The 24,899-nt window shown below is 71.8% G+C and carries 22 protein-coding genes and 1 pseudogene; 7 read left to right on the top strand and 16 right to left on the bottom strand.

What is annotated here, in order from left to right:
• Positions 1 to 104 precede the first annotated feature (104 nt).
• On the top strand, positions 105 to 665 hold the full coding sequence (locus tag ACFVWU_RS27500; protein WP_387625860.1) for a L,D-transpeptidase family protein: 561 nt from the start codon (positions 105 to 107) through the stop codon (positions 663 to 665).
• A gap of 159 nt (positions 666 to 824) precedes the next feature.
• Here ACFVWU_RS27500 and ACFVWU_RS27495 read toward each other — a convergent pair.
• Together ACFVWU_RS27495 and ACFVWU_RS27490 are read right to left on the bottom strand one after the other, a co-directional pair.
• Positions 825 to 869 (bottom strand): annotated as a pseudogene (locus ACFVWU_RS27495) (hypothetical protein); the annotation flags it as partial.
• Between the two features lie 110 nt (positions 870 to 979).
• On the bottom strand, positions 980 to 1,741 hold the full coding sequence (locus tag ACFVWU_RS27490) for a YncE family protein (protein WP_387625858.1): 762 nt from the start codon (positions 1,739 to 1,741) through the stop codon (positions 980 to 982).
• An 845-nt stretch (positions 1,742 to 2,586) separates the two neighbouring features.
• Between ACFVWU_RS27490 and ACFVWU_RS27485 the strand changes: the two genes are divergently transcribed.
• Complete coding sequence (locus ACFVWU_RS27485; protein ID WP_387625856.1) at positions 2,587 to 3,645, top strand: PP2C family protein-serine/threonine phosphatase; 1,059 nt, start codon at positions 2,587 to 2,589, stop codon at positions 3,643 to 3,645.
• Positions 3,646 to 3,945: 300 nt separating this feature from the next.
• Here the strand turns inward: ACFVWU_RS27485 and ACFVWU_RS27480 are convergent, their stop codons facing one another.
• Genes ACFVWU_RS27480 through ACFVWU_RS27470 form a run of 3 tightly spaced genes read right to left on the bottom strand, consistent with a single transcriptional unit; the run spans position 3,946 to position 5,761 of the window.
• Entirely contained in the window at positions 3,946 to 4,392 is a 447-nt protein-coding gene (locus ACFVWU_RS27480; RefSeq protein WP_387625854.1) for a heme-binding protein, read from the bottom strand.
• 49 nt (positions 4,393 to 4,441) lie between these two features.
• Positions 4,442 to 4,762 (bottom strand): NIPSNAP family protein, encoded by a 321-nt coding sequence (locus ACFVWU_RS27475; RefSeq protein WP_387625852.1) that lies wholly within the window; start codon positions 4,760 to 4,762, stop codon positions 4,442 to 4,444.
• 30 nt (positions 4,763 to 4,792) lie between these two features.
• A complete protein-coding gene (locus ACFVWU_RS27470) occupies positions 4,793 to 5,761 on the bottom strand; it encodes an NADP-dependent oxidoreductase (RefSeq protein ID WP_387625850.1) in 969 nt (322 codons plus the stop codon).
• Between the two features lie 141 nt (positions 5,762 to 5,902).
• Here ACFVWU_RS27470 and ACFVWU_RS27465 point away from each other — a divergent pair, with 141 nt between their 5' ends.
• Positions 5,903 to 6,280: a winged helix-turn-helix transcriptional regulator gene (locus tag ACFVWU_RS27465; protein ID WP_387625848.1), complete on the top strand. Its 378-nt coding sequence runs from the start codon at positions 5,903 to 5,905 to the stop codon at positions 6,278 to 6,280.
• A gap of 988 nt (positions 6,281 to 7,268) precedes the next feature.
• Here the strand turns inward: ACFVWU_RS27465 and ACFVWU_RS27460 are convergent.
• Entirely contained in the window at positions 7,269 to 7,715 is a 447-nt protein-coding gene (locus tag ACFVWU_RS27460) for a hypothetical protein (RefSeq protein ID WP_387625846.1), read from the bottom strand.
• 27 nt (positions 7,716 to 7,742) lie between these two features.
• Here ACFVWU_RS27460 and ACFVWU_RS27455 point away from each other — a divergent pair, with 27 nt between their 5' ends.
• Entirely contained in the window at positions 7,743 to 7,871 is a 129-nt protein-coding gene (locus tag ACFVWU_RS27455) for a hypothetical protein (protein WP_387625845.1), read from the top strand.
• An 85-nt stretch (positions 7,872 to 7,956) separates the two neighbouring features.
• On the opposite strand, the gene ACFVWU_RS27450 is transcribed toward ACFVWU_RS27455, so the two are convergent.
• From ACFVWU_RS27450 to ACFVWU_RS27430, 5 genes are all read right to left on the bottom strand, one after another.
• Positions 7,957 to 9,771, bottom strand: coding sequence for an alkaline phosphatase family protein (locus ACFVWU_RS27450; RefSeq protein WP_387625843.1), 1,815 nt, complete (start codon positions 9,769 to 9,771; stop codon positions 7,957 to 7,959).
• Between the two features lie 201 nt (positions 9,772 to 9,972).
• Complete coding sequence (locus ACFVWU_RS27445; protein ID WP_387625841.1) at positions 9,973 to 10,122, bottom strand: hypothetical protein; 150 nt, start codon at positions 10,120 to 10,122, stop codon at positions 9,973 to 9,975.
• A gap of 269 nt (positions 10,123 to 10,391) precedes the next feature.
• On the bottom strand, positions 10,392 to 12,629 hold the full coding sequence (locus ACFVWU_RS27440; RefSeq protein WP_387625839.1) for an RICIN domain-containing protein: 2,238 nt from the start codon (positions 12,627 to 12,629) through the stop codon (positions 10,392 to 10,394).
• 71 nt (positions 12,630 to 12,700) lie between these two features.
• A complete protein-coding gene (locus ACFVWU_RS27435; RefSeq protein WP_387625864.1) occupies positions 12,701 to 15,307 on the bottom strand; it encodes a TIM-barrel domain-containing protein in 2,607 nt (868 codons plus the stop codon).
• Positions 15,308 to 15,658: 351 nt separating this feature from the next.
• Positions 15,659 to 16,276, bottom strand: a complete 618-nt coding sequence (locus ACFVWU_RS27430; RefSeq protein ID WP_387625837.1) for a TetR/AcrR family transcriptional regulator — start codon at positions 16,274 to 16,276, stop codon at positions 15,659 to 15,661.
• A gap of 80 nt (positions 16,277 to 16,356) precedes the next feature.
• Between ACFVWU_RS27430 and ACFVWU_RS27425 the strand changes: the two genes are divergently transcribed.
• Together ACFVWU_RS27425 and ACFVWU_RS27420 are read left to right on the top strand one after the other, a co-directional pair.
• Positions 16,357 to 17,190 (top strand): class II aldolase/adducin family protein, encoded by an 834-nt coding sequence (locus ACFVWU_RS27425; RefSeq protein ID WP_387625835.1) that lies wholly within the window; start codon positions 16,357 to 16,359, stop codon positions 17,188 to 17,190.
• 25 nt (positions 17,191 to 17,215) lie between these two features.
• Positions 17,216 to 18,229 (top strand): 2-dehydropantoate 2-reductase, encoded by a 1,014-nt coding sequence (locus ACFVWU_RS27420; RefSeq protein ID WP_387625833.1) that lies wholly within the window; start codon positions 17,216 to 17,218, stop codon positions 18,227 to 18,229.
• 4 nt (positions 18,230 to 18,233) lie between these two features.
• Here the strand turns inward: ACFVWU_RS27420 and ACFVWU_RS27415 are convergent, their stop codons facing one another.
• The 3 genes from ACFVWU_RS27415 to ACFVWU_RS27405 all read right to left on the bottom strand — a co-directional run bounded on the left by ACFVWU_RS27415 (position 18,234) and on the right by ACFVWU_RS27405 (position 22,811).
• Positions 18,234 to 19,682 carry a multicopper oxidase family protein gene (locus ACFVWU_RS27415; protein WP_387625831.1) on the bottom strand — a complete coding sequence of 483 codons (1,449 nt, stop codon included), beginning with the start codon at positions 19,680 to 19,682 and terminating at the stop codon, positions 18,234 to 18,236.
• Between the two features lie 258 nt (positions 19,683 to 19,940).
• Positions 19,941 to 21,488, bottom strand: coding sequence for a long-chain fatty acid--CoA ligase (locus tag ACFVWU_RS27410; RefSeq protein ID WP_387625829.1), 1,548 nt, complete (start codon positions 21,486 to 21,488; stop codon positions 19,941 to 19,943).
• A gap of 189 nt (positions 21,489 to 21,677) precedes the next feature.
• The gene (locus ACFVWU_RS27405) at positions 21,678 to 22,811 is read right to left on the bottom strand and encodes an FAD-dependent oxidoreductase (RefSeq protein WP_387625827.1); all 1,134 of its coding nucleotides are present in this window, start codon (positions 22,809 to 22,811) and stop codon (positions 21,678 to 21,680) included.
• Between the two features lie 166 nt (positions 22,812 to 22,977).
• Here ACFVWU_RS27405 and ACFVWU_RS27400 point away from each other — a divergent pair, with 166 nt between their 5' ends.
• A complete protein-coding gene (locus tag ACFVWU_RS27400; protein ID WP_387625825.1) occupies positions 22,978 to 23,508 on the top strand; it encodes a GNAT family N-acetyltransferase in 531 nt (176 codons plus the stop codon).
• A 15-nt stretch (positions 23,509 to 23,523) separates the two neighbouring features.
• On the opposite strand, the gene ACFVWU_RS27395 is transcribed toward ACFVWU_RS27400, so the two are convergent.
• On the bottom strand, positions 23,524 to 23,880 hold the full coding sequence (locus ACFVWU_RS27395; protein WP_387625823.1) for a hypothetical protein: 357 nt from the start codon (positions 23,878 to 23,880) through the stop codon (positions 23,524 to 23,526).
• 107 nt (positions 23,881 to 23,987) lie between these two features.
• Positions 23,988 to 24,716 (bottom strand): dienelactone hydrolase family protein, encoded by a 729-nt coding sequence (locus ACFVWU_RS27390; protein ID WP_387625821.1) that lies wholly within the window; start codon positions 24,714 to 24,716, stop codon positions 23,988 to 23,990.
• Positions 24,717 to 24,899: the final 183 nt, after the last annotated feature.

The following is a 24,899-nucleotide window of genomic DNA, read 5'->3' as shown; positions in this document are numbered from 1 at the left end:
CGCCGACCAGACGACGGCCGAACCGGTGGCCGTCGAACCACCCACACCCGCCCTGACCAGGTAATCAGCACCTCCCACCCAGCGGGGGAAGCTCAGCCGACCAGGTGATCACGGTCAAGGCGGACGGCACCCGCGCCACCGTGACCCTGTGGGTTCGCCAGGACGGCGTCTGGCGCTCCCTCGACTCCACCACTGACGCGCGCATCGGGTCCGGCGGCGTGCACGACGGCCCCACCCGCGTCCAGGGGACCGGGACCACACCGACCGGCACCTACACCATCACCCAGGCCTTCGGCATCTCCCCGGACCCGGGCACGAAGATGCCCTACCACCACGTCACCGCGCACGACTGGTGGGTCCAGGACCCCTCCTCTGCCCATTACAACCGCATGCGCACCGACTCCGAGGGCGGCTTCCACCTCACCGAACAGGGTCCCCTCGGCAGCGAACACCTCATCAACTACCCCGTCCAGTACGACAACGTCCTGGTCATCGACTTCAACACCTCCCCCGTGGTGAAGGGCCGCGGCGCCGGCATCTTCCTCCACGACCTCGGCCCCCAGGCCGGCGCCACCGCCGGCTGCGTCGCCGTCCCCGCCGCCTTCATGGCCCGGACGATGCAGTGGATCGACCCCGCCGACCACCCCGTCATCGCGATCGGCTAGATGCGATACCGGTGTGCCGTTCCAGTTCGGGACCGTGCGTGACGAGCCGCGCGACCTCCTCATAGCCCTGCCCGCAGAACAAGCACATCGCGAGAACGACGTGCACGACCCCCGCGCAGGCAGTAGCCGGTGACGCTTCTCAACCCGGCCGCACTCCGCGACCACCTCGTCGACCAACTCCGGCGAAAACGCCCGGGTCAGCACCCCCAGCGCGATCCGATCCGCGAACCGATCAACCCCGACGACTTCACCTGTCCAGGCCTTGGCGCAGCCGGACCGACGACCAAGAGCCACCAAGGTCACTGGTATCGCAGCTAGCCGGACGAGGCGACCGCGCTCAGAACGGCCTGGACCGAGACCACCGTGACCGTGTCCGTGGCCCGACCGCCGCAGATGTAGGCCTGGAGTCCGTCGGGACTGACCGCTATTCCGAACGCGGAGTCGCCGATGGGGACAGAGTGCGCCTTCTGGGTGGCTGTATCGATGACGAGCAACTCGGCCTGCTCACCGAGGCTTGAGCTCGTGGAGAGGGCGTGCCGCCCGTCCGGTGTGAAGACCACGCCGACCGCAGCGCAGCCGATGACGATCGGGGGCCCGGGAACCTGGGTGTTGGTCGCGGTGTCCAGGACGAGTGCCAGGCAGGTGCTGTCGGGCAGCACGTAGGCGCGGCGACCGTCAGGGCTGATCGCGATGCTGACGAGGCCGCCTATCTCCAGGGGGTCGGAGTTGCCCGTCACCGAGTCCGTCGCGGCGTCAATGATCGTCAGCTGGTCTGACCCGGCCCGCGCCACGTAGGCGCGACGCCCGTCGGGTGTGATCGCCACTGCGAACGGGAATTCGGACACGGCGATGGTTCCGGTGACGACGTTGCTGCCGGTATCGATCACGCTGACCAGACCGAGTACGGGGTGCGTCACGTAGACGCGGCGTCCGTCCGGGGTGATCGCCAGCCCCTGCGGTTCGTTTTCCACGGTGACAGTGGCGGTAGTGGAGCCGGAGGCCACGTCGACCACGCTCACGGTTCCTGAACCGTTGTTGGCCACATAGAGGCGACCACCGTCCGGGGTGATCGCCACCCCTGTGGGGCCCACGCCGACGGATATGGTGCTCAGCACAGGTATTGACGGAGTCACTGGCCCCTCACTCCGATTCGTTCTCCGGTCACGCCGATGGCGGGACGTGCGAAGCGGCCGGTCCCGCGCCGACCAGGATGACCACCCCGACCTGTTGCGGTCGGCGACGCCCGGATACACCTTTGGGCTGCAGGAGGTTCCGGCCCCGTCGTTGACGTCGACCACCACGAAGCCGGGGCCGGACAGCGGGCCGGCGGCCGGTGGTCATCGGCGGATCATCTCCGGGGAACGGCGGGACCGGGGCCGCTTGCCATCATTCCGCGCCCGACTCATCCCCGCCCGTCGGGCGCACTCGAACTGCTGCGGGACCACGTGCAGGGAGCAGTGACACCTCGCACGTCGCGGGCACCCGTTGTGGCCCGGCGCCGTCCCGGCCAGTGAGGGACCGGGCGCCCGTAGGCCTCGGCGCGCTCACGCAGGGTGATGGTCTCCGCCTCCCAGCCGAGGCCGTCCGGCCGGCGACGGGTCCTCCGGCATCTCCCCCGCCCCGGACGGCTCGACCCGTCCCGCCGCATTGAAGCGGTCGCGGATGGTGCTGTGGCCAAGGGCGAGGTCGACGAGGTCGCGGACGGCGACGCAGAGGACGGGTGACGGCGAGAAGCGGCTGGCTCGTGGGCTACGGGCGAACGGCGATAAAATGACCCAAATCGGAGTCCTGGCTTCCGGGCCCAGGCTGCCGATCGATCTGCGTGACCCCGGGGAGCGGCATTGTGGCGAGGTCTCCTGAGGAACGCGGCGAGAAACGCGGAGTCCCGCACTGCACTGGTGCGCGGGCCAGGTTGCTGCGCATGCTGCCTGCTCTGCTGCTGTTCATCGGCCTGGCCGTCGGCCTCTTCACGCCCCGCGATGTCAGGCCGGACGCCATCCTCGCCACAGCCATGGTTGCTGCCGCCGCGCTGCTGCCCCTGTGGGGAACCGTGCTCACCGGAGTGGGCGCGTGCGCCATCTTCGTCGGCCTCATGGTGGACTTCCATGCGCTGCGCGATGCGACCGCCTACTCCGAGCTGGCCTCCCTCACGGCGATTGCGGCATTCGCCGTCTTCCTCAACCGTCTGCTGGACCGACGCGCCCACCAGCTGATTCAGGTCCGCTCGGTGGCTGAGGCCGCCCAGCTGGCGGTGCTGCACCCGGTACCACGCCACCTCGGACACGTCACGCTGGAGAGCCTCTACCTGGCCGCCGCGGCGGAGGCGCGGATCGGCGGCGACCTGTACGAGGCGATACGCACCCCGCACGGCGTACGGCTGCTCATCGGCGACGTACGCGGCAAGGGCCTGCTCGCGGTGCAGACGGCCGCGGCGCTACTCAGCGCCTTTCGCGAGGCCGCCCACGACTCGCCCGACCTGCCCCACCTCGCGCGCCGCCTGGAGACGAGCATGAGCCGCCACGCCTCCCAGTACCCGGGAGTCCCGGGCTCGGAGATCGCCGAACGTTTCATCACCGCGCTCCTCGTCGAGATCCCGGACGACGAACCGGTCGTCCGGACCGTCACCTGCGGCCACCCGCCCCCACTGCTGCTGCACCGCGGCGGGGTCCGGAAGCTGCAGCCCGCCGCCCCCTCGCCGCCGCTCAACCTGGGCATGCTGGTGAGCGGCGGCTACCACGTCGATCTCGCCCCTTTCCATCCAGGAGACCAGCTCCTGCTGTACACCGACGGGGTCACCGAGACCCGCGACCGCTCCGGCGCCTTCTACCCCCTCACCGAACGCATCCGCTCGTGGAGCGGCGAGGCGCCCCACCAACTCCTCGACCACCTCCATCGCGACCTGATGGCCTACAGCGGAGGCGAACTCGACGACGACATCGCTGCCCTCGTCGCCCGGCGGCGCCCGAGCCGCCGAGCCTGAGATGAGGCTCTGAGCTGCGCAGGTTCCAGGCGCCGGAACTCGTTCGAGGTGCCGTCGGGTCCGCGCCGGATACGACAGCCGCGTTTCCGCTTCACCGAGGTGTGGGCGGGATGTCGGGCAGGAGGCTGGTCCCGGCGTCACCGGTGGCGAGGTCACCGCGCGTGGATCGACGCCGCGCAGGTTCAGGCGTCCGACCGGCTCGAACAGCTCTCGCAGGGCAGCCACGGCCAACCGCCCCCGGACCGGCCGTGTCGGTCGGCCCGGGGGCGGACCCGTGGGGCGGCGGTGTTCGACAGGCGTTCAGCCGACAGGCAGCTCGAACCCGAGGGCGGTCAGGGCCTCCTCGGCTGCCTGCTGGTCCTGCTCGTAGCTGCCGCCGGAGATGCCGAGTCCCCCGACACACCGGCCGTGGTCCGTGATCGGGTATCCCCCGCCGACCGCCATCAGGCGTGGGTGGCCGGCCAGCGGTGCGATCCGCGGGTTGGTCAGGTAGTCGTTCCACGCGTGGGTGGACGTGTGGAAGGAGGCCGCAGTCCAGGCCTTGTCGAGCGCGACCTCGGCGGTGAGGAAGGGTGCGCCGTCGGCGCGGTCGAAGGCCCGCAGGTGGCCGCCCTGGTCGGTGACGGCGACGGCAGCCGTGAAGCCGATCCGGGCCGCGGCCGCGTGCACCGCCGCGATCAGGGCACCGGCGGCGGCCTGAGTGATCGTGGGGGCGGGGGCCGTTTTCTGGAGCGTGTCAATGTTCATGAAGCTTCCTTCGTTGCTGTGCCGTACGGCGGCGCGCAGCGGTCGGGGGTCACCGCAGCGGCGAGGCCGGGGTGGGGGTGACGCGGGTGACGACGGACTTCTCGGGGATCAGCAGGCCGTGGACGACCGGGCCGATCTCGTTCTTCCAGCGGTCGTGCTGGTAGACCGCCGCGTACAGGGCCTCGCTCTGGGCCTCGTCCTCGAAGCGACGGATCCACACGTAGCCGTCCTCGTCCTGGGCATCGACGAAGGAGGCGGTCACGTCCATGCCCAGCGAGGCCTGGAACGGCATGACCACGTCCTCCATGTAGCGCACCCACTCCTCCCGGCGTCCGGGCTGCGCCTGGTAACGGCGAATCTCGTAGTACACGGTGTCACTCCAAAACACTTGCCGGAATGGTCAGTTGGCGACAGCGAGGACGAGCTTGCCCCGGGTGCGGCCGGCCTCACCGCGGGCGTGGGCCGCGCCGGCCCGCTCGAGCGGGAAGGTCTCCTCCACTTCGACGGCGACCTTCCCGGCGTCGATCAGCCCGGCGATCGTCGTCAGCGCCGCACCGTCCGGCTCGACCAGGAACGGGGTGACTCGCACGCCGGCCGCCTCGGCGGCCTGGGCCAGCTCCGTGGAGACCCCGGCCGGGATCGCGACCAGCAGGCCGCCGGGGCGCAGCACCTTCAGCGAGCGGGTGCTGGTCCGGTCATGGGCATCGCCCACCAGGTCGATGACGACGTCGACGTCGGCGGCGGCGTCCTCGAAGCGGGTGGTGGTGTAGTCGATGGCCTCGTCCGCGCCGAGCTCCTTGAGCCAGGAGTGGCGGGCGGCGCTGGCGGTGGCGATCACGTGGGCCCCCAGGTGTCGGGCGAACTGGACCGCGAAGTGGCCGACCCCGCCGGCGGCAGCGGTGATCAGGACGCGCCGGCCGGCCTGCACGTCGGCGGTGTCGACCACGGCCTGCCAGGCGGTCAGCGCCGCCAGCGGCACGGCGGCGGCGTGCACGTGGTCGAGGGCGGCCGGCTTGCGGGCGAACTGCCGGGCCGGGGCGGTCACGTACTCGGCGTAGGCGTTCGCGGCGCGGGGGAACCAAGGCATGCCGTAGACCTCGTCGCCGACCTTCAGCGTGGTGACACCGAAGCCGACCTCCTCCACCACACCGGACACGTCCCAGCCGAGGGTGAACGGCGGCTCACCCAGCAGGCCGGCCATACCTGTCCCGCCGCGGGTCTTCCAGTCCACCGGGTTGATGCCGGCGGCGTGCACCCGCACCAGCACCTCGGTGGGCAGCGGCTTGGGGCGGGGTACCTGCTGGACCCGCAGCACCTCCGGGCCGCCGAAACCGTCCTGAACCACCGCGCGCATCGTGTCTGCGGACATGCGTCATCTCCTGAAAGAGGATTCTGCGGAAGGCCGTTGGCGGTCCTCCCGTTGACGTCGACGACGCTATCCCCGGGGGTATAGTTACCTTCAAGGTCTATTACTTCCCATTGGGAAGTAACCTGGTGAGGAGCGCAGGAAATGACGACCAGCTGCCCCAGCGGCCAGCACTCCCATCACGACGTCTACGCCGCCCAGTGCCCCTGCCGCGCACTGCTCGACCTGCTGGCCAACAAGTGGTCCGCACTGGCCATCGGCGCCCTCGAGGACAGACCCCAGCGCTTCGGAGAGCTCCAGCGCAAGCTCCAGGGCGTCAGCCCCAAAGTCCTCACCCAGACCCTGCGCCGCCTCGAGGACGCCGGCCTCATCGACCGCACCGTCTACCCCGCGGTCCCCCTTCACGTCGAGTACTCCCTCACCCCCCTCGGCCGGAGCGCCGCCGTCCCCCTCAACCACCTGCGCAACTGGGTCGAGGAGAACATCGACCACGCCTTCCGGCCCGAGCCGGTCGATCAGTAGCAGGCCAGGGCGACGTACCGGCGGAGCACTGGAACGGCCCGCGGACCGCACATGTGAGCGCGTACGGGCCGTCGTGCCCAGTCGGTCGAGCACGGGCGGGGCGATGCGGAGGCCACGACGCCCACGCGCGCACGGGTGCACAGGGTCCGTGCCCGGCACCGCGCCGACGCGCCCCGGGGATGGTTGGCGTCCGTTCGGGTGAAACCGGGCGCCCGGCCGGCGCAGCCGGGGTTGCGCCGGGCGGGTGGGTGATGATGCCGGATGGTTCGCCCGAGAACTGTTCCATCGGGGGCATTTGACCCCCCGGTCCGGGCGGACTCCCCCCGTGAGAGAGGAGCGTGATGACGGTTCCAGCTGTGACACAGGAGGCCGAGGATTTCGCCGACCCCTGTGTGCCCCTGACCGCTTCCCCGCGTTCGACCTGTACGCCACCGGCATGGCCGAGCGCTATCTGGAGACCGCCCGACAGCAGGTCGGCCCGGCCGCGTTCGCGGAGTTCCGGGCCGCGTGGTCGGTGGCCGCCTCGGAGCGCGGCGGTCCGCAGGACCTGTCGCCCGTCCACCTGGAGGTGGCCCGGGCGCTGGCGTACGTGTGGCTGACCGGTGCCTGGCCGCGGCTGGCGCCGGCCGCGCACGCGGCGCTGCGCCGTCAGATGGCCAACGAGGAGTTCGTGGTCACGCCGGAGGCGTACGTGGAGGGCCTGGTGTGGCGGACGTTCCACGGTCATCCGGCCGGGGCGAAGCCGCCGGGCTTCGGCACCTGGGCGGTCAAGCCGCCGGCCCGGCCCACCGCCGACGGGCTGCGCCGGGACCTGGGCCTCGGCGAGGAGTTCGTCTGCCGCACGCGTCTGGAGTCCGAGGGCACCGGTGCCCCGACTCATGGCCGTCCGGCACCCGGCTGCTTCGCACGCCGTGGCCAGGGGACGAGGGCCGCTGGGGCCCAGGGCCGTCAGAGCGGGCTGAGGCGGGCCTCGGGCCGGCGGGAGCCGTCACCACTCCATGCCGCGCCTGGCGAGGACCGCCATCGCCAGGGCCGCGGGCAGTTCGACCAGCAGGGCCATGGCCAGCGACACGTACCAGGCGCTGCCGCCCTCCGCCGTCATCACGTCGAACCAGGCGTCGAGCAGCAGCAGCGTGGCGGTGGCGGCGCCGGTCAGGGCGACCAGGCGCGAGCGGCGGAGCAGGAGCAGCGCGGTGGCGATCAGGCCGGTGCACTGGAGCAGGTCCATCCCGATCCACACGGTGGACCAGTTCCTGACCTCGGCCTGCCCGCGGGTGGTCGATCCGAGCACCAGGATCCACCCGAACAGCAGCGCCGCCACCACCACCAGCCCGCCGGCCACCGCCTTGCGCGGGCGCTCCGAGGCCGGGGCGTCCGCGCCGAGGCGGTCGAGCAGGGCGTGCAGCGGTCGGGGGGCGCGTATCTGACGTTCCATGATCGGAAACCTACCCCCCTCAGCTCGGTGTGCGCCCGACCCGAGATCTGGTCAACCGAGTACGCCGACGGCATCGGCCCCGAGGAGTTCGCCCGGTCCAAGCGGAACCTGGTCCGGATCGCCGACCTCCAGCGCCGGGCCGCCGCCGAGCGCTGAGGAGTTCGCGCACGACGGCCCGGTGCCGTGGGTCCGCTCGGACCCCACCGCACCGGGCCGTCGGTCATTCGCCGCGGCGGCCTCGTCAGCCGACGGTCAGCCGGAACGGCCCGGCCAGCACCGAGTAGCCGTCGTTGGCCAGGTAGTACGCGTCGTAGCCGCCCGCGCCGTTCAGCTTGCCGGTGGAGAAGGTGACGGCACCGCTCTGGTTCGGCGTGTAGGACCAGGTCAGAGCGGCACGGGAGCCGGGGGTGACGCCCGCCGGGTAGATGCCGACCCAGTTCTTCGGGCCGGCCTGGGCGGTGGTCGGCAGGGCGTACTGCAGGGTGACGTTGCCGCCGTTGGCCACCGCGTTGAGGTCGCCGGTCAGCGTCGGGCCGGTGGCCGTGGAGGGGGCGAAGGCGGCGTTCAGCGGCGTGGCGTAGGTGTCGTTGCCGGTCAGCCCGGGCAGGCCGAGGGCGGACTCGATGGTGCGGCCGATGCCGTAGTGGTCGTAGTGCAGCGGGCTGCTGGTGCCGGCCGGGACGGTTCCCTGCGAGCCGACCAGGACGGTGGCGAGGTGGTTGTAGCCCTCGCTCTGGCTCTCGTCCCAGGTCAGGATGAGCAGCGAGCGCTGCTGGGTCCAGGCCGGGGAGGACAGCACCGGGGCGAGGGTCTGCTGCAGCCAGCCGTCCTGGGTCTTCAGGCTGGTGGCGCTGCCGTTGCCGGAGGCCTCGCCGTCGTAGTAGTCGTCGGCGGCGATCCAGGAGAAGTTCGGCGTGGTGGCCGCCGACTGCAGGTCGGCGGTCAGCTGCGAGGTGTCGAACAGGTGCGCCGCGCAGCGGGCCGGATTGCCGCTGACGTCGGTGTAGTTGATGAACGGAGCGTCGTCGGGCATGTAGTAGCTGTCGTAGTTCTTGTTGGTGTTGCAGGGCGTGCCCATGCCCTGCTCGTAGGCCTTCCAGGTCTTGCCGGCGTCCTCGATGGTGTCACCGAGGTGGCGCTGCGGGGAGTTGATGTTGGGCCAGTAGGTGGCGCCCTTGGTGTAGGTGTCGCCGCCGGCGACGGCGAGGTAGTTCTCGTCGCTCGGGTGGTAGACGCCGTGGGAGTCGGTGAGGGTGGCGCCCTGGGACATCAGGCTGTGGATGTACGGCGTGTCCGTCGGGTCGTTCATGATCTGGGAGTAGTCGGTGTTCTCCATCATGACCGTGAACACGTGGTCGTAGCCCGGCACGGCGGACACGGGCGGGGTCAGCGACGCGGGCGCGGTGACCGGGGTGTCGAGGGTGAGCGAGAGGTTGTCCAGGTAGCCGGTCTCGCTCGAGGTGGACAGGAACTGCACCTCGACCTGGATCGACCGGGTCCCGGCCGGGACGGATCCGGTGGCACCGCGGGAGAGGAACTTGGTGCTCAGGCCCCGGTCGGTGGCGGAGACGGTGGGCAGCTTGGCGGTCGTGCCGAGCGGGGCGCCGCCCGCGTCCTGGAAGTGCAGGCTGACCGCGACGTAGCCGCCGTAGGTGGTCCAGCCGCCCAGCCAGCCCGCGAGGTTGTAGTGCACCCCGCCGCCGTCGATCGCGGTGGCCGCCGAGGAGACGTCGACGGTCTGCGACATCGCGCCGTCGCCGAAGTTGCCCGGGCCGAAGAAGGCCTTGCCGGGGGTCTTGCCGTCGTTCGGCAGGCCGAACGAGCCCACCGAGTGGCACATCACGTTGATGCCGCCGGCCTGGACCGTCCAGCCGGGGACGGTGCTGGCGGCGCTCCAGTCGTTGGTGCAGTAACCGCCGGCCTCCGCGTCGCCGTTGACGATCAGGTTGCCGCTGCCGCCCGCCGCACTGGCGGCGGTGGGGGCGGCGACGACCAGCCCGCCGAGGAGGGGAAGGGTGGCGAGCAGCCCGCCGAGGGGGCTCCAGCGCAGTCGCATGGGGGGTACCTCGTCCTGTGGTGAGGGTGAGTGCCATGGCTGTTCACCATGAGCGGGACATAAGTACCGGTCGGCGCTGTCCGGCGGAAGAACGCCGGTCGAACTTGACCAGACAACTTTGCGCGCGCCCATGGCCGTTCGGGCCCGGAGGAGTTGTCCGCACCCCCTTCCCCGGCCGGAGCGGGGCGGTGAGGCGGCCGCTCAGGCTTTGAGCACCCGCACGCCGGTGTCGGTGATGGCCTGCTCCTGCTCGTCGGAGATCCCGGAGTCCGTCACCAGGTCGTGGACAGCGGTGAGCGGGCAGATCGAGGCGAAGGTGACCCGGCCGATCTTGGTCCGGTCGGCCGGCACGACCGTACGGGCGCTGCCGCGCGGGAAGGCGCGGTCGGTCTGGGCCGGGCCCGTCGGGGGCCGCGTCCTGCGGTGCTGTCCGCCCGGGGGCGGCGGTGGTCATGCGTGGGTCACCTCTCCGTGGACCAGGAGGGGTCGGGCGGCCCCGCACCCGTGGGGGTGGTGCGGGACCGCCCGGGGGGGCGGGATGTCGTCGGTCACCGATCACACGAGGCATCCCGAGGGCGCGGGGCCCGCGCAAACGGTTCCACGGCCCCGCGCCCGGTGCATCAGCCGATCGCCCAGTGCTGGAGCGCCGAGCCGGTGTCGGGCTGTTGGGTGACCAGCGCGCCGTCACCGGTCGAGGCCGTGGTCAGCAGCAGGCCGCTCTTCCGCGAGGCGAGCGTGTAGCCGCCCGGCACCTGGGTGGCGGTCCACCGCTGGTTGGCGCCGCCGGTGCAGGCCCACTGGATCACCTTCGCGCCGACCGTGGTCGAACCGCCGCTGACGTCCAGGCAGAGCTTCGACTCGCCGTTGGCGATCTGGTAACTGCCGTCCGCCTGCCGGGTGAAGACCCAGTTCTGGTTCGGTCCGCCGTTCGGCCGCCAGGTGATCAGCTGGGTGCCCTGGCTGGTGGAGTGGCCCGGGTCGTCCAGGGCCTGGCCCGCGGCCGTCACCGTGCGGGTGCCGTCGAGCGGAGCCGCTCCGGTGGCCGTGAGCGTCAGGGTCTGCTCGGCGGCGGTGCGCCCGCCGCCGACGGCGCTGCCGCTGGTGTCGGTCCAACTCCGGTTCGGGGTGGTCTCGGTGAGCCTGCCGGTGGTCGCGGAGAGGCCGAGCACGAGCCCGCTGTAGCGGTTGACGATCCGCAGCTCGCCGGTCGCGGTGCCGTCGGCCGCCTTGCCGGGGATGAGGAACCACTGCTGGCCGACGCTCGGGCCGCCCGCCGCGGCGGCGCCGACGGTGGGCCGGGCACCCCAGGAACGTCCGTTCCGCGCCGAGGAGTTGACGCCGAGCAGCTGTCCGGTAGCGGTGTTGGCGATCCGGTAGGAGCCGTCGCCGTTCGCCGCGAAGGTCCAGGACTCCAGCGCGGATCCGGTCGCCGCCGGGACGGAGGTGGTGTCCGAGCCGCCCTGGACCTGGGCGAGCACCCGGCCGTCGCCGTTGGCGATCCGGTAGGCCCGGCTCACGTCGACGGGGGGCGTCACGGGCGTGGCGGGGTCGATGGTGACGTTCACGTACTCGCCGGAGGAGCCGCCGGAGCAGCCGAACGCGCAGTAGCTGCGGAAGGTCCGGCCGACGATCGCGGAGCTGGTCCGGTTGGCGCCGTCGAGGAACCAGCGGTACCAGGAGGCGGTGTGGTAGCCGCCGGTGTCGCCGAGCGGGAACCACTTCTGGGTGGCGAGGTCCGCGGTGGCGTAGTACTGCTGGGGCGCGTTGCCGCTCTGGTCGACGGCCTGCGGCTCGCCGATGTACAGCCCGAGGTCGGCGTCGTAGGTCACGTCCATGACGAACAGCGGCGAGGTCGGCGGCATCGTCCCGGCCGCGATCTGCTGGGCCGACGTCCCCGGGTTGGCCGGGTCGTACTCGTCCGCGGCCGGGGTGTAGCCGGTGCTGTCGCTGGAGTCGACCGGCACCAGGTTGCTCTCCCGTCCGCCGGCGCCGGGCTCGGACCAGGAGCCGTCGTACCACTTCTGCCAGGAGCCGGGCGCCATCTTCGCCGAGATCGGTGCACGGGCCACGTGCGAGTAGAAGGCCTTCCAGCCGCTGCTCTTGTCGACGACCCGGGAGCCGTAGAACACGTAGAAGTACCCGGAGGCGGTGTCGGTCAGCAGCCGCTGGTCGCCGTCGCCGTAGTAGTACGTCTCGTTGGGGAACTGGCCGTTGTCGCCGCGCCGGGTGCTGTACGGCGAGGTGATGGCGTGGTCCTTGATCGTCCAGGTCCGGCCCTGGTCGGTGGAGACCGCGTAGTCGATGGCGTCGTAGTGGAGCCCGTCGCCGAAGGGCTGCGGGGTGAACTCGTTGTGCACCAGCCCGTACCAGTCGCCGGTGTCCGGGTCGACCCAGACGCCGGACAGGTCGCAGTAGTTCTTCTGCGCGTACCCGCTGCCGGCCCCGGCGGAGGTCGCCTCGCGCCCGGTGGGGCTGTTGTCGCAGCGGGCGGTGGTGTCGTTGTTCCGGTCGGTGGGATCGGCCGGGCTGACGGCGTCGCTCACGGCGGCGGACCGGGTGGCGGTGTCGAAGTCGGTGCCGGTGAAGAAGTCCCAGTAGCGCGGGTCGGTCTTGCCGTAGAGCGCGGCGGACTGCTGGAACCAGAAGCCGCCGTCCTTGTCGAGGTACGGGACGGCCGGGGTGTCGGTCGGGTGGGTGTACGGGACGGGCGTCCCGACGGTGACGGTGTAGGCCGCGCCGGCGGGGTCGGCCGACGGCGCGGCCGCGGCGGGCAGGGCGGCGGGGGCCAGCAGGGCGAGCGCCGCCGTCAGCGCGACGGCGAGTCTTCGGGGGGTGCGCCGGGGTGGGCGAGGGAACACGTGCTCCTCCAGGGGTGGTCGGGCGAACGGGGACGGGGGCGCAGGCCCCGTCCCCGTGTGAGGGGGCGGTCTCAGCCGGCGATGGGGCCGGCGCCGGCCAACTGCAGCGAGAAGGCGCTGCCGGTGGACTGCTGCGGCGTCTTCACGTGCACCACGCCGGCAGCCGCGTCGTACCACCAGCCCGAGCCGGCCGTGTCCAGCTCCGCCTGGGAGCCGAAGCCGTCCAGCGGCCGGTGGTCGAGCAGCACCGCGCCGGGCCCGGCGCCGGTGTGCACGGTGAACTCGTAGGCGCGGGCGGCCGGTTTGCCGGTGTAGTCGCCGACGCTCGGCCCGACCTCGACGGTGGTCGTGCCGTGGCCCCGGCCCACCGAACGGACCGTGACGTCCTGGGTGGCGGACGCGCCCTGCTCATGGCCGCGGGTGGTGCCGTCGTCCTCGTACAGGGTGTAGGAGGACGAGCCCTGGGCGTAGATGTCGTAGTCGAGCCGGGTGGTGTCGCGGGTCTGCCAGGAGAGCGTGCCCTGGGGCCACATCGGCACGACGGCACCGGCCCGGACGAACAGCGGCAGGGTGTCCAGCGGCGCCTGGTAGCCGTTGAGCGTGGTCGGACCCTGGTAGGTCCTGCCCGTCCAGTAGTCCACCCAGGTGCCCTCGGGCAGGTAGATGCCGTTGCGGGTGGCGGAGTCGTCGTAGACCGGGGCGACCAGGAAGTCCTTGCCGCTCAGGAACTCGTACTTGGCCGCGTCACCCCAGGTGCTGGGGTCGTCCGGGTACTCCAGGACCAACGGCCGCACCGCGCCGACGCCGCTCTGGTGGGCCTGGGCGGCGAGCGTGTACAGGTAGGGCAGCAGCCGCTCCTTCAGCTGCAGGTAGCGCCGGTTGATCGAGGTGTACGGTTCGCCGGCGCGCCAGGGCTGCTTGTCGGTGGCGGCCCAGCCGTCCATGGTCATGATGGTCGGGATGAAGGTCTTCCACTCCAGGTCCCGGGTCTCCACCTTGGGGTCGCTGCCGAAGATGCCGCCGACGTCCCCGGTGTCGTACGCGATGCCGGACATGGTGGCCCCGGCATAGGTGGGGATCTGCCAGCGGACGTAGTCGTACGTGCCCTTCTGGTCGCCGCTCCACAGCACGCCGCAGCGCTGGGCGCCGGCCCAGGAGACCGGCAGCCAGACGAAGCCGCGGGCGTCGCTGTTCTGCCGGATGCCGTCGTACGCCTTCTGGCAGCCGTCGAGGGCGAACTTGTAGCCGGGACCGACCCAGGCGACGTCCAGTTTGCGCACCCGGACCCCGGCCTTGACCTCCTCGTTCTGGTTGGGCAGGCCGGTCGAGGTCCACAGGCCCAGCTGGGCGTGCTGGTCGCGCAGCCCCTGGCCGGCCTGCTGGAGGTTCTCGTAGCCGCAGCCGTAGCCGTCGTTGACCAGCATCCAGCCCAGCGGGTCCTGGTTGGCGGTGTAGCCGTCGGCGACCTTGAGGGCGTCCAGGGTGTGCCGCTCGCCGCGGTTGGCGTTGTGCAGGTAGCAGTCGGAGTCGCCCGGTTCCAGGCCGTAGACCGGCGGCATGAAGGGCTTGCCGACCAGGTCGGTGTAGGCGCTGATGACCTTCTTCAGGTCCGGGCCGTAGAAGTAGTAGCCGTCGAAGCGGCGTTCGCGCTCGGCGGTGGTGACCGGGTCGCCGAAGGTGTAGGTGCCGGGGGCGTAGGTGTGCCGGAAGACGCCGTAGCCGGCCGAGGAGAGGTAGAAGGGCTGGGAGTTGTTGAAGCCGCCCTCGTTCCAGTTGTAGTCGTTGGCGGCGTGGACGGTCCGGCCGCGGTGCGAGAACGAGCCGTTCTGCTCGCCGGCGCCGTAGAACTGCTCCTGCGGTCCGCGGGCCAGGGTCTGAGCCGTCGCGTCCTGGGTCCAGGTCAGGCCGCGGGTCTCCTGCCAGACGGGCTTGCTGTCACCCTCGGCGTAGAGCGCGAAGCGCAGCGGGTGCTTGTAGGCGCGCAGCGTCAGGTGCTCGGAGCTGATCGCCCAGTAGTCGCCCTCGTCGCTCTGCCGGACGGTCTTCAGCACGGGCGGGGCGGTCGCGATCATCTCTCCGACGGGCGGGGCGGTGAAGGTGCCGTCCGGGGCGAACTGCAGGCGGAAGGCGTCCTCGGTGGTGAAGTCGACCCGGGCCTTGGCGGTGCCGGCCTGGATCAGGTAGCCGTCGCCGTCGCGGGCGATGCCGGTGGCGTCGCCGACCGTGGTGGGCTGGGTCAGCAGGGCGGTGGCCGCGTAGGAGGAGTTGGTGACGTTGTAGGGCACGACCAGGACCTGGTAGGTCCCGGAGGCGTCGGGGATCACGGCGGTGGCGGGGTCGGCGCCCGAGGAGTCCTCGGCGACCTTCCGACCGGTGTTGTCGTAGACGTAGAGGTCGAACTCCATGGCCGGGTCGGGCCAGCTGATGGAGACCGGGACGCCGCCGTCGGGGTTGTCCTTCCAGTACCCGGCGGGGACGTCGACGGTGAGGTTGAAGCGGTCGCAGACCTTGCCCTGTGGGTCGGCGGCGGCGCTCGGGCAGTGCTGGGGATCGGGGACCGAGCCACTCGGATAGGTCGGGGACTGCCAGGTGACGGTCCGGTGGGCGGTCGAGAGCGCGCCGCTCAGGGGTGTCGCGGCGTGGACGACGGGGGCGGTGCCGAGCAGGCCGCACAGCATGGCGACCACGGCGACCAGGATGGCTCGGGGGCGGGGTGGGCGTAAGCGCCTGACAATGAGCATGGGCATGCCACCATTCGGGGAAGGGCGGGGTGGTGTGCGGCGCAGGACCCTACCAGTTCACTTCTGCTCACTCAATGGTTAAGCATGCACACTACGGGACAGGCAGTTGTCCGAACATGCTTGTTACTGAACTGAATTACACAGCTTCACACAGCATTCAGGTTCCCTGACACCGGGGCCGGCCGGCGCCGACCCCCTTCCGCAGAGGCCTTCTCGGTCAAGTAGGGGCCCGCCCATAGCGATCACCATGTCGCCCACCGGCCGGACCGACCCGGCCGAGCCGACTCGTCAGGGCGTCCGGGACTCCGTGGTGAGCGCCGTCAACAGCGGTTCCAGGAAGCGCTGTTCGAGCCTGCCGGGAGGCAACTGGTCCGGCTCGACGTAGCTCTGGGCCAAGCCGCCCTCGCGGATCGCGATCAGCAGGCGGGCGAGTTCGTCGGCGTCCACGGTGAGGGTGCGGCCCACCCGGGCCAGGTGGTCGGTGAGGGCGCGGGCGAGTTGGTCGCGCAGCCGGGCGTCGTGCCGGGCGAGCACCCAGGCGGCCTGCCGGTCGCGGATGGCGTGCAGGGTGAACTCGGTGGTGACCAGGTACCAGTCGCGTTCGGCCGGTTCGATCTCGCAGAGCACGTCGACCAGCGCCTGCACGGTGAGGTCCTCGGTGGCGATCGAGTCGACCAGTTCGGTCATCCGCCGGACGACCCGCTCGCTGTGGGCGTCGAACAGCGCGAGGAAGAGCTCCTCCTTGCTGCTGAAGTTGGAGTAGAACGCGCCACGGGTGTAGCCGGCCCGCTCACAGATCTGCTCGATGGAGGCGGCGCGGAACCCGTACTCGGCGAAGGTCTCCAGTGCTGCCTGGAGCAGGGCCGCGCGGGTGCGCGGGCGTCGCTTGGTCTCACCCTTGGGCATCGGAGGCGTCCCGGTTCACTCGAAAGAAGGCCAATCGGATGCATTGGCGTATCGGATACACCACTGTATCTTCTGGGGCCATGAGCATCCCCACACCCTCGGGGGCCGGCACTCCGCTGCCCGCCTCGCTCGCCGCCGCCGTCGGACCGCTGCCGGCCGGCGTCACCCTGCCGCTGCCGCCCGGCTTCGATTCGGTCGAGCAGGAACGCCGCTACCGCAAGGAACAACTCGCCGCCGGGTTCCGGCTGTTCGGCCGGTTCGGCTTCTCCGAGGGGGTGGCCGGGCACATCACCGTGCGCGACCCCGAGCACCCCGACCGCTTCTGGGTGAACCCCTTCGGCATGCCGTTCAGCATGATCAAGGCCTCGGACCTGATCCTGGTCGACCACGAGGGAACCCTGCTGCACGGCAACCGGCCGGTGAACCGGGCCGCGTTCGTGATCCACTCCCAGGTGCACGCGGCCCGCCCGGACGCGATCGCGGCCGCCCACGCCCACTCGCTGCACGGGAAGGCCTTCTCCAGTCTCGGCATCCCGCTGGACCCGCTGACCCAGGACGCCTGCGCCTTCTTCGAGGACCACGGGCTGTACAGCGACTACCGCGGCGTGGTGAACGAGGTCGACGAGGGCAAGCGGATCGCGACCGCGCTCGGTGCCCACAAGGCGGTGATCCTGCAGAACCACGGGCTGCTGACGGTCGGCCAGACGGTCGCCGAGGCAGTCTGGTGGTTCGTCACCATGGAGCGCTCCTGCCAGGCCCAGCTGCTCGCGATGGCGGCCGGCACCCCGAAACTCATCGACCGGGAGACCGCGCTGATCACCCGCGGCCAGGTCGGCAGCCACCTGGCCGGCTGGTTCCAGGCGCAGCCGCTGTTCGAGCAGATCAGCGCGAGCGACCCCGACCTGGTCGGCTGACCGGGTCGGCGCTGGGACACCACGGATGAACCAGGAACCGCGGATCGCGGTCTTCGGCGCCGGCAGCATCGGCTGCCACCTCGGGGGCATGCTGGCCGCCGTCGCCGAGGTCACCCTGATCGGCCGGCCGGCCGCGATGGCGGCCGTCGAACGGGACGGACTGACGCTGACCGGCCCCGGCGAAGCCCGCCGCCGCGTACGGGAACCGACCACGGCCACCGACGCGGCCGGCGCCGAGGGGGCCGACTACGTGCTGGTGACCGTCAAGTCCGCCGACACCCGGGCCGCCGCCCGCGAGCTGGCCGAACACCTGGCGCCCGGGGCGGTGGTGATCAGCTTCCAGAACGGCCTGCACAACCCCGAGGTGCTGCGGGCGGAGCTGCCGGGCCACCGGGTGCTCGCCGGGATGGTCCCGTACAACGTGCTGCGCAGCGGACCGGCCGCCGTCCACCAGGGCAGCGGCGGTGCGCTGATGGTCGAGGACGCCCCGGCGGCCCGCCCGTTCGCGGCGGCGGCCCGGGCCGGCGGGCTCAACCTGACGCTGCGCCCGGACATGCCCGCGGTGCAGGCCGCGAAGCTGCTGATGAACCTCAACAACGCGGTGAACGCGCTGTCCGGACTGCCGCTGCGCGAGCAGCTCGGCGCCCGGGCGTACCGCTCCTGCCTGGCCCGGTGCCAGCGGGAGGCGCTGGCCGCCTTCCGGGCGGCGGGCATCGCGCCCGCCCGGCTCGGCCCGGTACCGCCGCACTGGACGCCCCGGGTGCTCGGGCTGCCCGACGCGCTGTTCCGCCGGCTGGCCGCCGCCAGCCTGCGGATCGACGCCCGGGCCCGCTCGTCCATGTGGGAGGACCTGCAGCGCGGCCGCCCGACCGAGATCGACTCGCTCCAGGGCGAGGTGATCGCGCTGGCCGGGCGGCACGGCCTGTCGGCCCCGGCCAACGCCCGGCTGGTCGCGCTGGTCCGCGAGGCCGAGCGGGCCGGTCCGGGCGGCGCGCGGCCGTGGTCGGGCCGGGAGTTGCTGGCCGAGCTCGGGGGCTGAGGCCCTACCGTCCGGGCAGCCGGGGCGCGACGTACTCGACGGTCTGCATCATGCCGAGGTCCTCGTGCTGCAGCTGGTGGCAGTGGGCCACCGTACGGCCGGTGAAGTCCTCGTACTTGACCAGGAAGGTGACCTCGTCGCCGGGCTTGCCGCCGGCCAGTCCGATGGTGTCCTGCCAGACCGGAGGGTCGAGCCGTTCGCCGTTGCGGTGGGTGACCAGGACGTGATTGGTGTGCAGGTGGAAGGGGTGGTTGGAGGTCGACCTGGTCTCGTTGGTGCGGACGGTCCAGCGTTCGACGGTGCCGAGCGGCAGGGTGTGGTTGATGTGGCCGGGGTCGAACCGGCCGTACGCCGGGTCCCGGGTCGAGTCGCCGTCGGGGTCGGCCGCGGGAGTCGGGTTGCTGCCCAGGACGCGGTAGGCGTTGGGGAACGGCGCGTCGAAGACGCCCTGGTCGACGTGGAAGACCACCTCGCGGTCGGCGTCCGGGTCGGTGAGGTCGTCCTCGGCGAGGAAGGGCTTGCCGGGCGGCAGCGCGGTCGGCAGCTCCATCGGCGGTTCGACGGGCTCCCCCGCCACCTCGACCGTCAGCAGCGGCTTCGACACCCCGTCGGCCCGCAGCTCGTAGGTGCCGGGTTCGCCGCCCCGGACCAGGACGTCGGCGCGGTTGCCCATGGCCAGGCCCACCGTGTCGGCGGCGACCACGGCGGGGAAGGTCACGCCGTCCCGCGCGATCTGGTGGAAGGTGAGGGACTTCCCGTCGCCGGTGAGCCGCAGCCCCAGCGCGGTGAACGCGGTCGCGGCCACCAGCCGCCAGCGCTGCACCTCGCCGGGGCGCAGGGCGATGGTGGGGTTGACCTCGCCGTTGACGATGAGGGTGGCCGCAACGGCGGCCAGCGCGTTGCCCGAGGTGAAGTCGGGGACCTTGCCGTCCTTGAGTCTGAGCTCGTTGACGCAGACGACGAGGTCGGCGGCCGCCTTGATCTCGGGCACCTCGTCGACGTCGCCCTCGACGATCAGGACCCCGGCCATCCCTCCGACGACCTGCACGGCGGTGGCCCCGTGCAGGTGCGGGTGGTACCAGTAGGTGCCGGCCGGGTGGTCGGCCGGGATGTCGATGGTGGTCACGTACTGCGGCTCCGGGGCGCCGGCGTCGACCTCGTCGGCCGTGCGCGGCGCGAAGGCGCGCAGGACGTTGTCGGCGTCCCCGGACGGGCAGACGTGCAGGCCGTGAGTGTGCAGGTTGAAGCTGTTGGGGTGGTGCGGCCGGTTGTGGTCGCCGTCGTAGGGCTGGTTCGGCGGTAGGCCGTTGACCTGGGTCAGCCGCAGGGTGTCCCCGCCGCGCAGCCGCAGGGTCGGCCCCGGGATCGCCCCGTTGTAGGTGCGGGTGGTGACCGGCCCGTAGCCGGGGACGGAGAGGTCCGTGAAGCGCACGTCGAGCGTCTGCTCGAGCACCTCGGACGCCCGGCCGGGTGCCGCTCGCGGGGTCCGTACGTCGACGGGCTGCGGGAACGGCGCTCTCGTCCTCGCCGTCGCCGCGACCGCGCGTCGGTGCTCGAGGATTCCACACGAGGCCTCCATGAGGACCGCTGCGGGGATCGCCTTGAGCACCGATCGACGGCTGATTCCGACATTTTCGCTCATGTCCGGGCAATCTAAATCACATTGGCAAGCCCCTCCGGAAGGCACACCGCACCGGCAGGAGACGGCCCGTCACTTGAGTTCACGCTTGAGGATCTTGCCGGTGGCCGTCATCGGCAGCTGCTCGACGATCTCCACCATGCGCGGGTACTTGTGACCGGCCATCTGCTCCCGGCCCCAGGCGATCAGCTCCTCGGGGGTGGCCTCGGCGCCGGGCTTCAGGATGACGAACGCCTTGACCTCCTCGCCGTAACGCTCCTGGGGCACGCCGACGACGGCGGTCAGGCTGATCGCGGGGTGGGTCATCAGCACCTCCTCGATCTCGCGCGGGTACACGTTGAAGCCGCCCCGGATGATCATGTCCTTGACCCGGTCGACGATGTAGTAGAAGCCGTCCTCGTCCCTCCGGGCCAGGTCACCGGTGCGGAACCAGCCGTCCCTGATCGCCTCGGCGGTGGCCTCGGGCCGGTTGTAGTAGCCCTTCATCACGCCGTGGCCCTTGACCGCGAGTTCACCGACCGCGCCGGGGCCGGTGACCTCCGACCAGTCGGTGTTGATCAGCTTGACCGCCACGCCCCAGACCGGGGCGCCGACCGAGCCGGGGCGCGGCTCGCGGTCCGGATCGGAGAAGGTCACCACCGGCGAGGTCTCGGAGAGGCCGTAGCCCTCCAGGATCCGGACGTGGAGCCGCTCCTCGACCCGGCTGATGATCTCCACCGGCAGCGGGGCGCCGCCGGAGATCCCGATCCTCAGGTTGCGGGCGATCCGGTCCACGTCGACGGCGTCGGTGAGGGCGCCCAGCAGGCCCCACCACATGGTCGGGACACCGGCGAAGAAGGTGATCTCCTCGGTGCTCATCAGACGCACGACCTGCTCCGCGTCGAAGCGCGGCATCAGATGGAGGGTGGCCGCTGTCGAGAAGCCGGTGTGCATCTGGATGGTGGCGCCGAAGGTGTGGAACAGCGGCAGGCACAGGACGTGGCTGTCGGTGGCCGGTGCGCTGCGAAACATCCGGTTGCACGCCATCACGTTCATCATCGTGTTGGCGTGGGAGAGTTCGGCGCCCTTGGGCTGGCCGGTGGTGCCCGAGGTGTAGAGGATCACGGCGGTGTCGGTCGCCTCGGTGGCCACCGGGTCGAAGACCGGGAGCTTCCCGGCGAGTGCCGTGCCCAGGGTCTCGGCGCCCCTGATCGGCGAGGGCGCGGCCGGATCGGCGGTGATCAGGAAGAAGTCCTCGCAGGTGTCGACCTCGTTCCACGCCTTCCAGCCCTCCTCGCCGACGGCCAGGCCCGCCGTCCCCTCGTAGCAGAAGTAGGCCCTTACCTCGGCGTCGCGCAGGTGGTAGGCCACCTCCCGGGACTTGAGCAGGATGTTGAGCGGGACGACCACCGCGCCGGTCTTGAGGATGCCGTAGTAGACGATCGGGAACTGCGGCACGTTCGGACAGCTCAGCGCCACCCGGTCGCCGGGCCGGATCCCCCGTTCCACCAGCAGGTTGGCGACCTGGTTCGCGGCCGCGTCGACCTCGGCGTAGGTGAGCCGCGTCGAACCGAGGACCAGGGCCTCGCGGTTCGGGTACGTGCGGGCGGAATCCTCGAGCAGGACCGACAGGTTCAGCATGGTGCCTTCCGAAGGTGTGGATCCGGTCCCGGCCGCGGGGGTGGCTCTCCTACGGCCCGGCCCGGGGCGGGCGGGGGTCACACGTCGATGGACTCGCGTCATCATCGCCGCCGAGGTGGATCCCGACCAGTACCGGGCCGGAGATCGCGCCCGCCCGTTGTCCGCCGCGGCCGCCGCGCCCTGGGTCCGCTAGCGCGTCGGCGTCAGGTCCGGGAGGCGCTCCAGGCTCTCGGCGACGGCGGCGAAGCCGTAGTCGAGCATCCGCCGCTCGTACTCCTCGACGGCGGACGGGAGTTCGGCCTCGCCCCGCTGGACGGCGGTGAGCGAACGGGTGAGCAGCGCGGCGTCACGCAGGGCCGTGTTGGCTCCCTGGCCGCCGCTCGGCGGCATCGGGTGGATCGCGTCCCCGAGCAGGGTGACCCGACGGGTGCCGCCCCAGTGCGGTACGGGTTTGGCGTAGCGGACCGTCAGGGGCGAGCTGTTGACGACATCGGCGCCGCGTACCAGGTCGACGAGGTCGGGGTGCCAGCCGTCCAGCAGGGCGAGCAGTTCACCGCGAATGGCCTCCCAGCCCTGCGGCTCGGCCGGGACGGGACCAGGGAGCATCACCACCCAGCGCAAGTAGCTCCCGATGTCGGGGAGCCGGACGTCGGGCGCGAGCTCGGCGGCCGCGTGCCGCGGCAGCCGGCGGAACTCCATCCGGCCGAGCAGCATGCTCACGCCGGGGCCGTGCACGACGGTGCCGAAGCCCGGCACCAGCGCGGCGAACCGCTCGGTGAGCGGGGTGCGCCCGAGGACGGCGTTGCCGGGGACGGTGACCACCTCGGCCGCGGGCAGCAGCCGGCGGCGCACCGCCGAGCCCACCCCGTCCGCGCCCACCAGCAGGTCGCCGACGGCGCTGCCGCCGTCACCGAGGTGCGCCTCGACCGTCCCGTCCGCCCGCTCCTCGTAGCCGACCACCGGCTTGCCGAACTCGACGCGGTCACCGAGCCCGGCCAGCAGCAGCTGGCGCAGCACGTGCCGGTCGGTGGCGAGCCCCTCGTCCACCGCCCCGAGCCTGCGGAGCTCCCGGAGCCGCTGGTCGAGCACCAGCCGCTCCCCCGCCATCCGCCCGGTGACGGCCTCCAGCAGCGTGTGCAGCCGCTCCGGCAGGCAGGCGCGCAGAGCGGCCAGGCCATGCTGGTTCAGGGCGATCCGGAAGCCCTGGTAGCGGCTGCGCGGGTCGCCCTCCCGTTCGAGGACGCGTACGTCGACGCCGGCCCCCAGCAGCCCGTGCGCGAGGCAGAGCCCGCCGATCCCGGCCCCGGCCACCAATACCTTCATCCTTGCCTCTCCCCCTGCTCGGTAGGCGTCCAGTCTTTCGCATCCGCCTGACCGCGGGTCAGTGATCTTTGTGGCCGGAACCACATGACAACTGTCACCACCGTCACCGCGAGCGGCCACCGGTCCGACCCGGCGACAAGGCCCCCGGCTGTGCGAAAGTCGGATCATGTACTACGCGATACGCCGAATGACCGGCGCGGAGCACCGGGAACTGCGCTCGATCAGGCTGGAGGCGCTGCTCGACTCGCCGATGGCCTTCAGCTCCACCTACGACGACTCCCTCGCCCTCCCCGACGATGCCTGGCAGCAGCAGGCCGCCGCCGAGGCCACCGCCGCGGAGCGCGCCACCTTCGTCGCCGTCGACGAGACCGGGGCCTGGGTCGGGACCGCCGGAGTCGAGCCGCTCCTGGACGTCCCCGACCACGTCCACGTCCACTCGGTCTACGTCTCCCCCGAGTACCGCGGCCCTGCCGGCCCCGCCGCCGAGCTGATGCGCGAGTGCATCCGCCACGCCCGGGAGCACACCGACGTCCGCTGGTTGACGCTGGGCGTGCACGAGAGCAACCGACGGGCGCTGGCGTTCTACCGCAGGCTCGGCTTCACGGACACCGGCAAGACCGTCCCCTACCGCCTCAACCCCTCGGAGCGGCTGTTCATCCTGGGCTACCCGGACTTCCGGACGCCGGACCGGGCCTGACGCCGAACGCGCCCGTCAGGCGGTCAGGAGGCGTCGCCAGCGCGGCAGTTCGGTGCCGCAGCAGGTGAGCGCGAGCAGGCCGACGAGCACCGTCGCCCAGGCCGGGAACAGCAGCCAGGCGGCGGTCACGGCGCCGGCGAGTTCGGCGAGCACCATCACGATGGTGACCCAGCCGGGCACCGCGACGACCGTGCCCGGCTTGTCGCCCGGGGTCTGCAGGACGGCCGGGACGCCGATCAGCAGGACGTCCACACCGATCGCCAGCAGGATCGAGTGCGGCCAGAGCGCGATCGGCAGCCCGATCCAGCCGACCAGTTCCAGCCCGGCTCTGAGCGCGGTGGCGTACTTGGGCTCGGTGTACCGCTCGTCCATCGCCATCCCCCGTCAACGAGTGCCGGGGAAGCGTAGCGCGCACACGCGCCCGTGCCCATGGAGCGGAGCAGTTCGTTTCACCGCTGCTCCGCTCCGCGGGCCCCGGCCTACAGGTGACGCGCCAGCGCCTCGTGCACCCGCCGCCAGGCGTCGGCCGTCGCGTCGGCGTCGTGGTCCTCCGGGCGGTCGGCCGCGAAGCCGTGCCGGGCGCCCGGGTACGTGATCAGCTCGTGCTCGACCTTCGCCTCGGTCAACCGCCGCTCGGCCTCCTGCCACTCCTCCTGCGGGAGGATGTGGTCCAGCTCGCCGCAGAAGCCCAGCAGGTGCACGCCGTTGGCGGCGATCCGCTCGGCCGTCTCCAGCGGCGGCACCGGACCGACCAGCGGGAAGCCGGAGTTGAGCAGCCAGCCCGGGTAGAACACCGCGGCCAGCTCGAAGCGCAGCTCGGTGGCCGCGCGCACGGCGATGTGCCCGCCCATGCTCGTCCCGAGGAACGCCACCCCGTGCCCGTCGGCCATGCCCCGGGCCGCGGCCAGCGCCTCGGCGGCGTCGGCGACCAGTTCGTCGCGGTCCAGGGCGCGCATCAGCACCAGACCCGCTTCGCGCTCCTCGGCGCTGTACCCGAGCTCGGTGCGGCGGGCGTTGCGCCAGTAGAAGTCCGGCGCCACCGCCACGTAACCGAGGCCCGCCAACTCGGCGCAGACGCCCCGGAGGTACGCGTTGACCCCGTACAGCTCGGAGCAGACCACCACCGTGCCGCACGCCTCGCCCGCCGGGCGGTGCACATACGCCTCGATCCCGCCGGGCGTGCCCAGCTCCTGCCACTGACCTGTCATCAAAACCCCCGTGGATAGGTCGGAACGTGCCGCTGCGCATCGTAGTGCCATCCGTCGGGCCGGCCCGACTCCCGCGGCTCCCCGAGTCCCTGAGTCCCCAAGTCCCCTGACAAGGACTTGGTATGACCACGGCAAAGCCTTCCCCCCGCCGTGTCCGACGTCTGGACCGGCCGGCGGCCGAGC

It is taken from the genome of Kitasatospora sp. NPDC058190, assembly GCF_042883685.1.
Lineage (GTDB): Bacteria > Actinomycetota > Actinomycetes > Streptomycetales > Streptomycetaceae > Kitasatospora.
The sequence above is the reverse complement of the archived record's forward strand: the minus strand, read 5'-3'. Positions and strand labels throughout refer to the sequence as shown.